Raw genomic sequence first — 15,463 nt, 5'->3', positions numbered from 1 at the left:
CCCATGAGTCACCATGCGCGGAGATCTCTGGTCGGGCTGATGCTGTTTGTGGTGCTGCTGGTAGCCGGCGGACGGGCGCTGTGGCTGTGGCTGGACCGACCTGTCGAGCGGGTCTCGATAAGCGGCGAGTTGCGCCACGTCAGTGCCGGCTATCTGCGTGCCGAGCTGGCGCCGCTGATCCAGGGTCATACCTGGCTCTCGGTGGATCTTGGCGAGCTGCGTCGTGCCGCCCGCGAAATCGATTGGCTGGCCGAGGTGCGGGTCTCGCGGGAGTGGCCCAATGCACTCACCTTCGAGCTGATCGAGCAGGTCCCGGTGGCGCGCTGGAACGACGATTTCCTGCTCAATCCCGAGGGCGAGCCCTTCGCTTTCGGGCCGGTGTCGCCGCCCGGCGACCTCGCTGACCTGGCCGGACCGGCGGACAGCGGTCCCGAAGTACTGGCGTATTATCACGACCTGTCGGCGCGGCTCGATACCCTGGGGTTGACCATTACCCAGCTGCGACTCGAGGCGCGCGGAGCCTGGCGGCTGCAGCTGGATGACGGCGCCTGGGTGATGCTGGGGCGTAATGATCGCGATGCACGCCTGGCGCGATTGAGCGCCGCTTGGCAGCGTCAGCTGGGGGCTCAGGCGTCGCATATCCGCTACATCGACCTGCGTTATCCCAACGGGGTGGCGGTTGCCTGGCACGGAGAAACCGAGGCAGCGAGCGACGACGAAGCGTAGGGCTCCAGAGGCGTTTTTTTTAGCGAGTTCCCGCCAGGTCGCGCTATGGGGTGTTCCTTTTATTAAAAAAGCCCCGTATTCTGACGTATGTTTTTCACCAACTGCTGGTGAAACAACGCAAGTTGTTCCTATAATTGTGTCTATGTCTAAGGATGCACTTTAACGGACACTTAATACCGACAAGTTTGAGGAGTGACCACGACCCATGGCAGGACAACCCAACGCTTCCAATATGGTAGTCGGGCTGGATATCGGAACATCCAAGGTCGTGGCGATCGTGGGGCAGCCCACCGACGATGGCGGTATTGAAATTGCCGGGATCGGGTCGCACCCCTCCCGGGGCATGAAGAAGGGCGTGGTGATCAATATCGAGTCCACGGTGCAGTCGATTCAGCGCGCCGTGGAAGAAGCCGAGCTGATGGCCGGCTGCGACATTCATTCGGTATATGTCGGCATTGCCGGCAGTCATATCAGCTCGATGAATTCCGATGGAGTGGTGGCGATCAAGGAGCGTGAGGTCAGCACCTACGACATCGAACGGGTGATCGACTCGGCACGTGCGCGCGCGATTTCCGAAGGGCAGCGGGTGCTGCATGTCCTGCCTCAGGAGTTCTCCATCGACAAGCAGGAGGGCATTCGCGAGCCGCTGGGCATGTCCGGCGTGCGCTTGGAGGCCCAGGTGCATCTGGTCACCGCAGCGCTGAATGCCGTGCAGAACATCGAAAAGTGCGTGCGCCGCTGCGGCCTCGAGGTCGATGCGATCATTCTCGAGCAGCTGGCCTCGAGCCATGCGGTACTGACCGAGGATGAGCGCGAACTCGGCGTGTGCATGGTCGACATCGGCGGCGGCACCACCGATATCGCGGTGTTTACCGAAGGCGCCATCCGCCACACCGCGGTGATTCCCATCGCCGGTGATCAGGTCACCAACGATATTGCCATGGCGCTGCGCACGCCGACCCAGTACGCCGAGGACATCAAGGTCAAGTATGCCTGTGCGCTGACCCAGTTGGCCTCCAGCGACGAGATGATCAAGGTGCCCAGCGTCGGCGAGCGCCCTGCGCGGGACCTGTCGCGCCAGGCCTTGGCCGAGGTGGTCGAGCCGCGCTACGAGGAGTTGTTCACGCTGGTGCGCGAGGAGCTGCGGCGCAGCGGCTACGAGGACCTGGTGGCGGCGGGGGTGGTGCTCACCGGCGGCACCTCGCGGATGGAAGGCGTGGTCGAGCTGGCCGAGGAGATCTTCCACATGCCGGTGCGCATCGCCAGTCCGCAGAATGTCAGGGGCCTGGCCGATGTGGTACGCAACCCGATTTATTCCACCGGGGTCGGTTTGCTACATTACGGTATGCGAGATGCCAGGCAGGGGCATGGCCTCCACGGCCACGGACGAGTAGTATCGGCACAGCCGAAAAGGGAAGACGTCTCCCGGCGGGGACTCAAGGACGGTTTTCCGGCGCTGGACAAGATCAAGGGCTGGTTCAAAGGAAATTTCTGATACGGGCCGCGAGCGGTCCAGGAGACGGGGCTTATGTTCGAACTGGTAGATAACGCACCCTCAAGCAGCGCGGTCATCAAGGTGATCGGCGTCGGCGGCGGTGGCGGCAATGCCGTCAATCACATGGTCGAGAGCAACATCGAAGGCGTCGAGTTCATCTGCGCCAATACCGACGCCCAGGCGCTCAAGCGTGTGGCGGCCAAGACCGTGCTCCAGCTCGGCAGCGAGATCACCAAGGGGCTCGGCGCGGGCGCCAATCCCGACGTGGGCCGTCAGGCCGCGATGGAGGATCGTGAGCGCATCGCCGAGCTGATCAATGGCGCCGACATGATTTTCATCACCGCCGGCATGGGCGGCGGTACCGGCACCGGGGGCGCGCCGGTGGTCGCCCAGGTGGCCAAGGAGCTGGGTATCCTCACCGTGGCGGTGGTGACCCGGCCATTCCCCTTCGAGGGGCCCAAGCGCATGCGCGCCGCCGAGGAGGGCATGAAGGAGCTCTCCGAGCACGTCGACTCGCTGATCACCATCCCCAACGAGAAACTGCTTGCGGTGCTGGGCAAGAACGCCAGCCTGCTGACCGCCTTCAGCGCTGCCAATGACGTGCTGCTGGGCGCGGTGCAGGGCATTGCCGAGCTGATCACCAGCCCCGGCATCATCAACGTCGACTTCGCCGACGTACGCACCGTGATGTCCGAAATGGGCATGGCGATGATGGGCACCGGCGGTGCCACCGGCGAGAATCGCGCCCGTGAAGCTGCGGAGAAAGCCATCAAGAGCCCGCTGCTGGAAGATATCGACCTGCATGGCGCGCGCGGCATCCTGGTCAATATCACCGCCGGGCCGGACCTCTCCATCGGGGAGTTCAACGACGTGGGTGCCACCGTTCAGGAATTCGCTTCCCAGGACGCCACCATCGTCGTGGGTACCTCCATCGATATGGACATGTCCGATGAGCTGCGTGTCACCGTGGTGGCGGCGGGCCTCGAAGGCCGTCAGCAGAAAGCCGCGCCGCGCGAGGCGGTGGCTGCGCGCCCCGAGTCTGCCGACTACCGTACCCTGCAGCAGCAGCCGGCGGTAATGCGCCAGCAGGCGGCCAAGTCCGAGCAGGAAGCGGCGGTCAAGGCGCGGGCCGAGAAGCGCAAGTCCCAGGAGCTCGATGACTACCTGGACATCCCGGCGTTCCTGCGTCGTCAGGCCGATTGAGGCGTGCTATCGATCGCATAGGCGTGGCCAGGGATGTTTTTTTTGTTGAAACGCTTGTTCGCTGTTATAGTGAACAGTGTTTGATAACTAATATCAGCCTGGCTACTGCCCATGATTAGACAACGTACCCTCAAGAACACCATTCGTGCGACCGGCGTCGGCCTGCACTCCGGTGAAAAAGTCTACCTGACGCTGCGTCCGGCGCCGCCGAATACCGGCATCATCTTCGTGCGCACCGATCTCGAGCCCCAGGTGATGATTCCTGCGCGGGCCGAGAACGTCACCGACACCACCATGTGCACGGCGCTGTCCCAGGACGGTGTCAAGGTGGCGACTGTCGAGCATCTGATGTCGGCCTTCGCTGGCCTGGGCATCGATAATGCCTTCGTCGACGTCAGTGCGCCGGAAGTGCCGATCATGGACGGCAGTGCCGGCCCCTTCGTGTTCCTGATCCAGTCGGCGGGCATCGACGAGCAGCAGGCGGCCAAGAAGTTCATCCGCATCAAGCGCGAAATCGTGGTGCGCGAGGATGACAAGGAGGCACGTTTCCTGCCTCACAATGGCTTCAAGGTGGCGTTTGCCATCGATTTCGACCACCCCGTCAGCGAGCTGCGCGAGCAGACCACCACCGTGGATTTTTCGACCACCTCGTTCGTCAAGGAGGTCTCGCGGGCGCGCACCTTTGGTTTCATGCGTGATCTCGAGTTCCTGCGCTCGCACAATCTGGCGCTGGGTGGCAGCCTCGACAACGCCATCGTGGTGGACGACTACCGCATCGTTAACGAGGGCGGCCTGCGCTATGACGACGAGTTCGTCAAGCACAAGGTGCTCGACGCCATCGGCGATCTCTATCAGCTGGGCTACAGCCTGATTGGCGAGTTCCGCGGCATCAAGTCGGGGCACGCGCTGAACAATCAGCTGTGTCGCGAGATGCTGGCACATCCCGAGTCGTTCGAGATCGTTACCTTCGAAGACGAGGCGCAGCGCGCGCCGATCTCCTACGCCGCGCCGGCCATGGCGTGATGCTGCCGGCGCATGCGCCGCGGACGGGTAACTGACCAGTGCTGATATAGCGCCGCCTCCTTAAGGGGCGGCGCTGTCATTTCTACCCCTGTGCGGGGCGCATTAGCGGGAGCGATTGCTGCGCTCGGCGTGGCTGGCGAGTCGCTCCAAGGCCCCCTTGAGGCGCGGGTCGCTGGTGTCGGCGGCGCAGGATGAGAGCTCGTCGGCGGCCGTGGCCGAAAGGGCACGGGCCTGGCGCAGCGGTGCCTTGGGCGGTCGTATCGGACGGACTTTGAGGGTGAAGCCGAGCACCGCCTCGAACTCGCGTTGCTGGTGGAGCAGCGCCAGCAGGCGTGGCTGCTCATAGCGCAGCCAGGTCAGCCACACCGCACGGTCGGTGATCAGCGTCAGCTTGCCGTCGCGGTAGCCGCCGACGAACACGTGCTCGCGTACCTCTTCAGGGAGCTGTTCGCGTAGCAGCCGCTGGGCGCGGTCGATCAGCTGCGCCATGCGCATCAGCCCGCCGAGTTCGCCCTGACCACCGAGTAGCCGAGCCACGGGCTGGGCGCGGAAACGCTTAACCTTTATACTCATGGGCTTGCACTCAGGACGCCAGACGATAACAGGCAATCTAGCATGCCAGAGAGTACATCGACAGCATGAGTCACGCCGCCCCCGCTTGCTGCGAGTCGGCCACGCCGGATGCCGGTCGCCCCACGGCGATCGGCTCGCGACGCCGTGTGCGTAGTCGCTGGTGGTTGGCCGGCCTGCTGGTGGGTTGCCTGCTGCCGGCGGGCCTGGCTCAGGGTGACGTGCGCCTGGTCAGTCGTGTGGTGCAGATCTGCTGGCTGGTGCCGGACAGCATTCGTGCCGAAAGCCGGCGCCTGGCACGTCGGCGGCGCTGGTTGCCGCCGGCGCGGCGGCGCCCCGACGTGCCGCGTCGGGCGCGTGCTCCGCATGCGCTGACACTGCTGCTACGCCCCGTCGCGGGTGCCGACGTGCTGTCGCGTCGAGGCCCGCCTCGCCTGTTCACTCACTCCACCTGAAGCCGCCCCAGGAGGCGCCAGCGGCGACCGTGCCATGCCGGTCGAGACGCTGTGTTTCGATTCCACGCGACGAGTGAACACGCAATGCTGAATTCTCTATTACGCAAGATGGTCGGTTCCAAGAACGACCGTGAAGTCAAACGCCTGGCCAAGCCGGTCACCGAGATCAACCAGCTCGAGTCACGCTATGAAGCCCTCGACGATGCTGCCCTGAGTCAGATCACCGACCAGCTGCGTGAACGCCTGGCCGACGGCGAGACCCTCGACCGCCTGCTGCCCGAGGCCTTTGCCGCCGTACGCGAGGCGAGCAAGCGGGTGATGGGCATGCGCCATTTCGACGTCCAGATGATCGGTGGCCTCGCCCTGCACCGCGGGCGTATCGCCGAGATGAAGACCGGCGAAGGCAAGACCCTGGTGGCGACTCTGGCGGTGTATCTCAACGCGCTGCCCGGCAAGGGCGTGCACGTGGTGACCGTCAACGACTACCTGGCGCGGCGTGACGCCGAGTGGATGCGCCCGCTTTATGAATTCCTGGGCCTCTCGGTGGGCACCATCTATGCCGGCCAGAGCGGTGAGGAGAAGCGAACCGCCTATGCCTGCGACATCACCTACGGCACCAACAACGAGTTCGGCTTCGACTACCTGCGCGACAACATGGCGTTTTCGCTGGAGGACAAGGTCCAGCGCGGGCTGCACTACGCGATTGTCGATGAGGTCGACTCGATCCTCATCGACGAGGCGCGCACGCCGTTGATCATCTCCGGCCCGGTGGAAGAGAACACCGAGATGTACAAGGTCGTCGATCGGCTGGCGGTTGGCCTGACCAAGTGCAGCGATCCCGAAGATCCGGCCAGCGGCGACTTCTTCCTCGACGAGAAGCAGAAACAGGTCGAGCTGACCGAAGACGGCCACCACAAGGTCGAAGAGCTGATGCGCAGTGAAGGGCTGCTCGGCGAGCACGACTCGCTCTACGCGGCGCAGAATCTCAACCTGCTGCAGCACATGCACTCGGCGCTGCGCGCCCGCCATCTCTATCAGCGCGACGTCGACTATATCGTCAACGACGGCCAGGTAGTGATCGTCGACGAGCACACCGGGCGCAGCATGCCCGGGCGCCGCTGGTCGGAGGGCCTGCACCAGGCGGTGGAGGCGAAAGAAGGCGTGACGGTGCAGCGCGAGAGCCAGACGCTGGCCTCGACCACCTTCCAGAACTACTTCCGCCTGTATGAAAAGCTGGCCGGCATGACCGGCACCGCCGACACCGAGGCGTTCGAGTTCCGCCAGATCTACGGCCTCGACGTGATGGTGATTCCCACCAATCGGCCGCTGGAACGCAAGGATCTCAATGATCTGGTCTATCTCACCGGCGAGGAGAAATTCGAGGCCATCATCAAGGATGTCCAGGCCGAGACCGAGGCCGGCCGGCCGGTGCTGGTGGGTACCGCGTCGATCGAGACATCCGAGTACCTGGCCGACTTGATGCGCGAGGCCAAGCTCGACTTCAACGTACTCAACGCCAAGCAGCACCAGAGCGAGGCCGAGATCATCGCTCAGGCCGGCCGTCCCGGTGCCATTACCATCGCCACCAATATGGCCGGTCGCGGGACCGACATCGTACTGGGCGGCAACTGGGAGGCCGAGGTCGCCAAACTCGACGACCCCAGCAGCGCCGATATCGAGCGCGCCAAGGCCGACTGGCAGGCACGCCACGAGGCGGTGCTGGCCGCCGGCGGCCTGCACGTGATCGGCTCCGAACGGCACGAGTCGCGACGCATCGACAACCAGCTGCGCGGCCGCTCGGGGCGCCAGGGCGACCCCGGCTCGACGCGCTTCTTCCTGTCGCTGGAGGATAGCCTGATGCGGCTGTTCGGCTCCGACCGCGTGCAGCGCCTGATGCAGGCCCTGGGCCTGGAGCGCGGCGAGGCGATCGAGCACAAGATGGTCTCGAATGCCGTCGAGCGGGCACAGAAAAAGGTCGAGAGCCGCAACTTCGATATTCGCAAGCAGCTGCTCGAGTACGATGATGTGGCCAACGCCCAGCGTAAGGTGATCTACGAGCAGCGTAACGAGATCCTCGGTGCCGACGATGTCTCGGAAAACGTGCTGGGCATCCGCGAAGAGGTGCTCGACCAGGCCATTAGCGAGTTCGTGCCGCCCCAGAGCCTGCAGGAGCAGTGGGACCTGGCGGGGCTCCAGGAGCACCTCAAGACCGAGTTCAACATCGATGCGCCGGTGGTGCAGTGGGCCGCGGAGGACGAGCGCTTCCACGAGGAGCAGCTGCGCGAGCGTCTGCAGACTCAGCACCGCGAGGTATATGCCGCCAAGGTCGAGACCGTCGGCGAAGAGCTGATGCGGCGCTTCGAGAAGCAGGTCATGCTGCAGGTCCTCGATTCGCGCTGGAAGGAGCACCTGCAGGCCATGGACCACCTGCGCCGCGGCATTCACCTGCGTGGCTATGCGCAGAAGAACCCCAAGCAGGAGTACAAGCGCGAGTCCTTCACCCTGTTCCAGGATCTGCTGATCAACATCAAGTCGGATATCACGCGCATTCTGAGTCACGTCAAGGTGCGCCGTCCGGACGAGGTCGAGGAGCTGGAGCGTAAGCGCCGCGAGGAGCTGGAACGTCAGAAGGCGGGCGCCGCCATGCGCCATGAGGCGCTCGACGACGATCCGGCGGCGGATGCCGAGCGCGCCCAGCCGGCACCGGGCGCCGACGGCCGCCCGGTGCGCCGTGCAGGCCCCAAAGTAGGGCGCAACGACCCCTGCAGCTGCGGGTCGGGCAAGAAGTACAAGCAGTGCTGCGGCAAACTGAGTTGATACGCATCGGGCAAGGAGAAAGCGCATGGCAGTAGGCAAGGGCACGTTTCCGGCGCTGCCGGCGATCGAGGGGGTGCGGCTGGGCAGCGCCATGGCCGGCATCAAGAAGCCGGGGCGCCGCGACCTGGTGGTGATCGAAATCGCCCCCGGCGCCACGGTGGCGGGCACCTTCACGCGCAACGCCTTCTGCGCCGCGCCGGTGCATGTCGCCAAGCGCCACCTGGCCCTCGAGACGCCGCGCTACCTGCTGATCAATACCGGCAATGCCAACGCCGGTACCGGCGAGCGGGGCATGCGCGACGCCGAGGCCAGCTGCGCAGAACTGGGCCGCCTGGCCGAGGTGGCGGGCACCGCGGTGCTGCCGTTCTCCACCGGGGTAATCGGCGAGCCGCTGCCCATGCAGCGGCTTCTCGACGGCCTGCCTGCGGCGCTGGGGAGCCTCGATGCCAACGGCTGGTCCGCCGCCGCCGAGGGCATCCTGACCACCGATACGCGTCCCAAGGGCGCCACGGCCAGCGTCGAGATCGGCGGCGAGACGGTGACCATCAGCGGCATCAGCAAGGGCTCGGGGATGATCCAGCCCAACATGGCGACCATGCTCGGCTTCGTCGCCACCGATGCCAGCATCGCCCAGGCCGACCTGGCGCTGTGGCTGCGCGAGGGGGTGGCACGCTCGTTCAACTGCATCACCGTTGACAGCGACACCTCCACCAACGACGCCTGCATGCTGATCGCCACCGGGCAGGGTCCGGCAGTTAGCGCCGAAGATGACGTGGCGCGTTTCCGCGCGGCCCTCGACGGCGTGCTGGTCGAATTGGCCCAGGCGATCATCCGCGACGGCGAAGGGGCGACCAAGTTCGTGACCCTCGAGGTCAGCCAGGCGCGTTCGCGCCAGGAGGCGCTGGACGTGGCCTTTACCGTGGCGCATTCGCCGCTGGTCAAGACCGCGCTCTACGCCTCGGATGCCAACTGGGGGCGGATCCTGGCGGCGGTGGGGCGCGCCCCGGTAGACGACTTCGACGTCGAGCGGGTGGTCATCGACCTGGGGGAGGTTCGCCTGGTCGAACACGGCGGTCGCGCGGCCAGCTATACCGAGGAGGCCGGCAGCGCGGTAATGGCCGGCGAGGAGATCACCATTCACATCCGACTGGGCCGCGGCGAAGCCGACGCGACGGTGTGGACCTCGGATCTGTCCCATGAATATGTATCGATCAACGCCGACTACCGCAGTTGAGCGGCGTCAATGGTCCGAGCAGTACGGGTGCGCCCGTGAAGACAAGGGTACGAGGATAATGGTCAAGAGACGGGTACATGTGGCGGCCGCCGCCATCGTCAGTGGCGATCGCCAAGAGGTGCTGATCGCGCGGCGCCCCTCCAATGTCGATCATGGGGGGCTGTGGGAGTTTCCGGGGGGCAAGTTGGCACCCTATGAAACCGGCTTCGAGGCGCTACGCCGCGAACTTCACGAAGAGCTGGGGGTCGAGATCCAGCGTGCTCAGCCGCTGATCCGCGTGCATCACGAGTACCCGGACAAGCATATCCTGCTCGACGTGTGGCAGGTTCACGAGTTTGCCGGCGAGCCGTTTGGCCGTGAGGGCCAGGCGGTGCGCTGGGTGCCGATGGAGGAGCTGGTCAACTACCCCTTCCCGGCGGCCAATCTGCCCATCCTGCGTGCGGTGATGCTGCCTACCGAGTATCTGATCAGCGCCGAGGAGGAGGCCGACGCCGACTTCCTGGCCAAGCTGGAGCGGGCGCTGCGCGAGGACGGCATTCGCCTGGTGCAGCTGCGTGCCAAGACCCTCGAGCATGATGCCTATGTCACGCGTGCCAAGCAGGCCTTGGCGATGTGCCGCGAGCACGGCGCGCGGCTGCTGCTCAACGGCGAGCCGAGCCTGCTCGACGAGGTCGACGCCGACGGTATCCATCTCACCAGCGAGCGACTGATGAGCCTCGAGCGGCGGCCCATCGCCGAGGGCAAGTGGCTGTCTGCCTCGACCCACGACCGCGCCCAGCTCGACCAGGCGGCGCGGATCGGCTGCGACTTCGTCACCCTCTCGCCGCTGCGTACCACGCCCACCCACCCGGATGCCGCGCCATTGGGCTGGCACGACTTCCAGCAGCTGGTGGAGACCGCCGGCACGCCGGTCTTCGCGCTGGGCGGGATGACCCGTTATGATGCCGACCACGCCCGCGCGGTGGGCGCCCAGGGCATCGCCTCGATCCGAGATTTCTGGAAGTAAGCCATACTCTGGGAGAGCCGCTTCGATAGCCGCGGCTTTCCCGGCGATAGGCCTACGCGGGGGCGCTGTAAACCCATCCCTGGGCGCTACCTTTTCCATCCCTGGAAAAGAACCCCCGCTTTGGCCTATCCCCAGGGCCGCTCGTGTCGGCGTCTTAGCCCGTAACGTTCTCGCAGAACTCAATCCCGATAGCGTCGGGTCAGATCCCCGTAGGCGTCGATGCGCCGGTCGCGCAGGTAGGGCCACATGCGCCGGGTGTCTTCGCCGCGGGCCATGTCGACTTCGACCAGCAGCAGCTCGCTCTGCTCGCCGGCGTGGGCCAGCAGTTCGCCCTGGGGGCCGCACACGAAGCTGCCGCCCCAGAAGTCGATGCCGGGGCTGACCTCGCTGTGGTCCGGCTCGTGGCCGACGCGGTTGGCGACCAGCACTGGAAGGCCGTTGGCCACCCCGTGGCTGCGCTGGATCAGCGTCCAGGCGTCCTTCTGGCGGCGCTTCTCGGCATCGTCGTCCGGCGGGTGCCAGCCGATGGCGGTGGGGTAGAGCAGCAGCTCGGCGCCGGCCAGCGCCATCAGACGCGCGGCTTCCGGGTACCACTGGTCCCAGCACACCAGCAGGCCCAGGCGACCCAGCGAGGTGTCGATGGGCTGAAAGCCCTGCGCGGCGTCGGCGTCGCCGGGGGTGAAGTAGAACTTCTCGTAGAAGCCCGGGTCGTCGGGGATATGCATCTTGCGGTAGTGGCCGACGCGCCCCTGCTGGCGGTCGTAGACCACCGCGGTATTGTGGTAGAGGCCGGCGGCGCGGCGTTCGAACAGCGAGCCGACCAGCACGATGTCGAGCTCGGCGGCCAGCGCCGCCAGGCGCTGGCCGGTGGGGCCGTCGAGCGGCTCGGCGAGATCGAACAGCGCCGGGTCCTCGTACTGGCAGAAATAGTGCGTCGCGTGCAGCTCCTGGAGCATCACCAGCTGGGCGCCCTGGGCCGCCAGCTCGCGCACGCCGCGTTCGCTTTCGGCGAGGCTCCTGGTCTTGTCCGGCCAGGCTGCCTGCTGAACCAGGCCAACCGTCAGAGTGGATGTCATGGGGTTCCCTCCGCTGAGTGGGGCGCGCCTGCCAGGCTGCCGCGGGGCAGCTGCATGGTCAGGCAGTGCAGACTGCCATGTTGGCGGATCACCTGGCGACAGTCGATGGGGATGATATCGCGTCCGGGAAAGGCCCCGGCGAGGGCCGCCAGGGCGCGAGCGTCGGCGGCGTCGGCGTAGGTGGGCACCAAGACGGCGCCGTTGATGATCAGGAAATTGGCGTAGGTGGCCGGCAGCCGGTGGCCGTCGTCGGGGTCGAAGCAGGGCCGCGGCCAGGGCAGCGGCACCAGCCGGTAGGGCGCGCCGTCGGCCTGGCGCAGCGTCTCGAGCTCGGCGCGCATGGCGGCGAGTGCCGGGTAGTGGTCGTCCTGTTCGTCGTCGCAGTGGACATAGGCGATGGTCTGCGGGTCGCAGAAGCGCGCCAGGGTATCGATGTGGCTGTCGGTGTCATCGCCCTCGAGGTGGCCGTGTGCCAGCCACAGCACCCGCGTTGCCCCCAGCGCCTCGGCCAGCGCGGCCTCCACGCCGGCGCGGTCGAGGTGCGGGTTGCGGTTGCGGTTGAGCAGGCAGGCCTCGGTGGTCAGCAGGGTGCCCTGGCCATCGCTGTCGATGGCGCCGCCCTCGAGCACCAGGTCGCGGGTGTCGAGCGGGGCGGCGAACACCCCCTGCGCGGCGAGTTGGCGGCTCAGGCGGTTGTCATGCTCGGCGGCGAACTTGCCGCCCCAGCCGGTGAAGGTGAAGTCGCGCAACACCACCCGGCCGTCCTCTTCGACGGCGATCGGGCCGTGGTCGCGGGTCCAGGTGTCGTCGGCGGCTGCGACCACCAGTCGCAGCCGCTCGTCGCTGACACCGAGCCGGGCGAAGGTCCGCGCCAGTCGCTGGCGAGTGGCCTGGTCAGACACTGTGATCAGCAGCGTCTGGTAGCGGCTGATCGCCACCACCATGGCTTCCAGGGTCGCTTCGATGCGCGTCAGGGTGGGCGCCCAGTCGCCGCGGGCGTGGGGCCAGGTCAGCTGGACGGCATCCTGAGGGTGCCACTCGGGGAACACACGTAACGCCATGCGGTCTTCTCACGCTGGATGGATCGTGGCCGGCGATGCCGGGACCAGAGCGCGCAATGTAGGGCGCTGTCGGTGCGGATGCAAGCCTGGCATGCTGTGGCGCAGGCGGCCCGGATGCTGCCACCGACAACGATGCACCTGAGCCTAAAAAGCCGTACCATGTGCGCCTTCTGAAAAGGAATCGATCGCGATGCTCGACCGCTTGCCCATCATGCTTGGTCTGCGCTACGTGCGGGCCAAGCGCCGCAATCACTTTATCTCGTTCATCTCACTGACCTCGATGCTGGGATTGATGCTCGGCGTTGCCGTGCTGATCCTGGTGCTGTCGGTGATGAACGGCTTCGACCACGAGCTGCGTAATCGCATCCTGGGGATGGTGCCGCACACCAAGATCGAGGCGCGCGAAGGCCTCAGCGACTGGCAGTCGCTGGCCGAGCAGTTGACCCAGCGCGAGCGGGTGATCGGCGCAGCCCCCTATATCCAGCAGCAGGGCATGTTCTCGGTGGGTGGGCGCAACGAGGGCGCCATGGTCAACGGTATCGAGCCCGAATGGGAGGACCGGGTCTCGATCATCAGCCGGCATATGCAGCAGGGCAGCCTCGACGACCTGCAGCCCGGCGAGTGGAACCTGGTGCTCGGCTCGATGCTGGCGCGCAGCCTCGGCGTCAGCGTCGGCGACCGGGTGACCCTGCTGGTGCCCGAGGCCTCGATCACCCCCGCGGGGGTGTTTCCGCGTCTCAAGCGCTTCACGGTCAGCGGTATCTTCAGCGTCGGCGCCGATCTCGATGCCGGGCTGGCCTACGCCAATATCGAGGACATGCAGACCCTGGCGCGGCTGGGCGACAACGTCGAGGGGCTGCGTCTGCAGCTCGATGACCTGTTCGTCGCCAACAGCGAGACCCGCGCCATCATCGATGAGCTGGGCAGCGGCTACCGCGGCATCGACTGGACCTTCTCCCACGGCAACCTGTTCCAGGCGATCCAGATGGAGAAGCGCATGATCGGCCTGCTGCTGACGGTGATCATCGCGGTGGCGGCGTTCAATATCGTCTCGACGCTGGTAATGGTGGTCACCGACAAGCACGCCGATATCGCCATCCTGCGCACCATCGGCGCCACGCCGCGCTCGATCATGGGCATCTTTATCGTCCAGGGCCTGGCGATCGGCATCATCGGGATATTGATCGGGGTGATACTCGGGGTGATCCTGGCGCTCAGCATCTCGGACATCATCAACTTCTTCGAATCGGTACTGGGTATCCAGTTCCTCGATTCCAACGTCTACTTCATCAGTCATCTGCCGTCGCGCCTCGACTGGGCCGATGTCGGCAACATCGTTGGTGCGGCCTTCGTGCTGACCTTCCTGTCGACGCTCTATCCAGCCTGGCGTGCGGCACGGATTCAACCTGCCGAGGTGCTGCGCTATGAGTGACGACGTCAATAATCCCGCCGCGCAGGCGGCGGGCAAGGTGCTGCTCGAGTGCCGCGGCCTGACCCGCACCTACCGCGAGGGGCCACAGGATCTGACCGTGCTCCACGAGCTGGACCTCGAGGTGCGCGCCGGCGAGCGGGTCGCGGTGGTCGGCAGCTCAGGCTCGGGTAAGACCACGCTGCTCAACCTGCTCGGCGGGCTCGACAGCCCCAGTGCCGGTGAGGTCAAGGTGGCCGGCGAGTCGCTGGCGCAGTTCAAGGAGGCGGCGCTGGGCAAGTTTCGCAACCGCCATATCGGCTTCGTCTACCAGTTCCACCATCTGTTGGCCGAGCTGACGGCGCTGGAGAATGCCGCACTGCCGCTGATCATTCGCGGTCAGACGCGCAAGCAGGCCCAGGCACGAGCCCTCGAGATTCTGGGGCGGGTGGGCATGGCCGAGCGCGCCGAGCACAAGCCCGGCGAGCTGTCCGGCGGTGAGCGCCAGCGAGTGGCGATTGCCCGCTCGCTGATCACCGATCCCAGCCTGGTGCTGATGGACGAGCCCACCGGCAACCTCGATCAGACCACTGCGGCGAGCATCCTGGCGCTGATGGACGAGCTGGCGCGGACCACTGCCTGCGCCTTCGTGGTGGTGACCCACGATCCGGCGCTGGCCGCGCATCAGGACCGCGTGCTGCGCCTCGACGGTGGCCGGCTCTCGGCGGCTTGATCAGCACTCCTCGCCGTCACGTTGACGGCGCCGCCGGCGTAAGCGCCGGCGGCGCCAGCTGCGTGACACCTGCCAGCGCCAGATCAGGCGAATGACCAGATTGGCGGCCAGCCCTATCACCACCGCCGAGACCAGCGACCCCACCACCAGGATCGGCATGATGTCGACCATCTGTTCGGCGATCCAGCGCGTTGATAGCCGGGTCGGTGCTTCCCGGGCCGGGGTGTCGAGCAGCCAGGCGCCAACCCGGTAGTTGCCGTAGAAGATCAGCGGCATGGTCAGCGGATTGGTGATCCACACCAGTCCCACCGAGAGCGGCAGGTTGCAGCGCAGCAGCCAGGCGCCGAAGGCGGCCACCACCATCTGAAAAGGGATCGGCAGCAGCGCGCTGAACAACCCCACCATGAAGGCGTTGGCCACGCTGCGTCGTGATAGCACCCACAGCGAAGGATCGCCGATCAGGCGCCCCATGAAGCGCAGTGAGCGCTTGCGCTTGAGGGTGTCGGGGTGGGGCATGTAGCGCTGTAGCAGTCGGCGCGGCATGGTGGGCTCGTGGTGGCGCTGGGGTGGCTCGAAGTCAGCTATTATCCATACTAGGCTCATGGCCCGCCACGATCACAGCCGCTTATTTGCGGCGTCGACGCAGGCGGCAACAC

At 66.0% G+C, this 15,463-nt stretch carries 14 protein-coding genes; 10 read left to right on the top strand and 4 right to left on the bottom strand.

What is annotated here, in order from left to right:
* The first annotated feature begins 3 nt into the window (after positions 1–3).
* The 4 genes from BWR19_12135 to BWR19_12120 all read left to right on the top strand — a co-directional run bounded on the left by BWR19_12135 (position 4) and on the right by BWR19_12120 (position 4,447).
* A complete protein-coding gene (locus BWR19_12135; protein ID APX93623.1) occupies positions 4–726 on the top strand; it encodes a cell division protein FtsQ in 723 nt (240 codons plus the stop codon).
* 205 nt (positions 727–931) lie between these two features.
* On the top strand, positions 932–2,221 hold the full coding sequence (locus tag BWR19_12130) for a cell division protein FtsA (protein ID APX93622.1): 1,290 nt from the start codon (positions 932–934) through the stop codon (positions 2,219–2,221).
* Between the two features lie 33 nt (positions 2,222–2,254).
* Positions 2,255–3,424 (top strand): cell division protein FtsZ, encoded by a 1,170-nt coding sequence (locus BWR19_12125; protein APX93621.1) that lies wholly within the window; start codon positions 2,255–2,257, stop codon positions 3,422–3,424.
* 111 nt (positions 3,425–3,535) lie between these two features.
* Positions 3,536–4,447 carry a UDP-3-O-[3-hydroxymyristoyl] N-acetylglucosamine deacetylase gene (locus tag BWR19_12120; GenBank protein APX93620.1) on the top strand — a complete coding sequence of 304 codons (912 nt, stop codon included), beginning with the start codon at positions 3,536–3,538 and terminating at the stop codon, positions 4,445–4,447.
* A gap of 102 nt (positions 4,448–4,549) precedes the next feature.
* Here BWR19_12120 and BWR19_12115 read toward each other — a convergent pair whose 3' ends face one another.
* Entirely contained in the window at positions 4,550–5,020 is a 471-nt protein-coding gene (locus BWR19_12115) for a hypothetical protein (GenBank protein ID APX93619.1), read from the bottom strand.
* A 128-nt stretch (positions 5,021–5,148) separates the two neighbouring features.
* On the opposite strand from BWR19_12115, the gene BWR19_12110 reads away from it, so the two are divergent.
* The 4 genes from BWR19_12110 (at position 5,149) to BWR19_12095 (ending at position 10,529) form a co-directional block, all read left to right on the top strand.
* Entirely contained in the window at positions 5,149–5,472 is a 324-nt protein-coding gene (locus BWR19_12110) for a hypothetical protein (GenBank protein ID APX95009.1), read from the top strand.
* Between the two features lie 84 nt (positions 5,473–5,556).
* Positions 5,557–8,289, top strand: coding sequence for a preprotein translocase subunit SecA (locus tag BWR19_12105; GenBank protein APX93618.1), 2,733 nt, complete (start codon positions 5,557–5,559; stop codon positions 8,287–8,289).
* A gap of 25 nt (positions 8,290–8,314) precedes the next feature.
* Complete coding sequence (locus BWR19_12100; GenBank protein APX93617.1) at positions 8,315–9,523, top strand: bifunctional ornithine acetyltransferase/N-acetylglutamate synthase; 1,209 nt, start codon at positions 8,315–8,317, stop codon at positions 9,521–9,523.
* Between the two features lie 58 nt (positions 9,524–9,581).
* Positions 9,582–10,529 (top strand): thiamin phosphate synthase superfamily, encoded by a 948-nt coding sequence (locus BWR19_12095; protein APX93616.1) that lies wholly within the window; start codon positions 9,582–9,584, stop codon positions 10,527–10,529.
* 179 nt (positions 10,530–10,708) lie between these two features.
* On the opposite strand, the gene BWR19_12090 is transcribed toward BWR19_12095, so the two are convergent.
* Both BWR19_12090 and BWR19_12085 read right to left on the bottom strand, forming a co-directional pair.
* Positions 10,709–11,605 carry an acyltransferase gene (locus BWR19_12090; protein ID APX93615.1) on the bottom strand — a complete coding sequence of 299 codons (897 nt, stop codon included), beginning with the start codon at positions 11,603–11,605 and terminating at the stop codon, positions 10,709–10,711.
* Positions 11,602–12,666: an agmatine deiminase gene (locus BWR19_12085; GenBank protein ID APX93614.1), complete on the bottom strand. Its 1,065-nt coding sequence runs from the start codon at positions 12,664–12,666 to the stop codon at positions 11,602–11,604. Before BWR19_12085 ends, BWR19_12090 begins: the two co-directional genes overlap by 4 nt.
* Positions 12,667–12,856: 190 nt before the next feature.
* On the opposite strand from BWR19_12085, the gene BWR19_12080 reads away from it, so the two are divergent.
* Both BWR19_12080 and BWR19_12075 read left to right on the top strand, forming a co-directional pair.
* Positions 12,857–14,098: an ABC transporter permease gene (locus BWR19_12080; GenBank protein ID APX93613.1), complete on the top strand. Its 1,242-nt coding sequence runs from the start codon at positions 12,857–12,859 to the stop codon at positions 14,096–14,098.
* Positions 14,091–14,807, top strand: a complete 717-nt coding sequence (locus BWR19_12075) for a lipoprotein ABC transporter ATP-binding protein LolD (protein ID APX93612.1) — start codon at positions 14,091–14,093, stop codon at positions 14,805–14,807. The genes BWR19_12080 and BWR19_12075 overlap by 8 nt, the downstream gene beginning before the upstream one ends.
* Here BWR19_12075 and BWR19_12070 read toward each other — a convergent pair whose 3' ends face one another.
* Positions 14,808–15,350, bottom strand: coding sequence for an ATP-binding protein (locus BWR19_12070; GenBank protein APX93611.1), 543 nt, complete (start codon positions 15,348–15,350; stop codon positions 14,808–14,810).
* Positions 15,351–15,463 lie beyond the last annotated feature (113 nt).

Source organism: Halomonas sp. 1513 (assembly GCA_001971685.1).
Lineage (GTDB): Bacteria > Pseudomonadota > Gammaproteobacteria > Pseudomonadales > Halomonadaceae > Franzmannia.
This window is presented reverse-complemented; position numbering and strand designations above follow the sequence as displayed.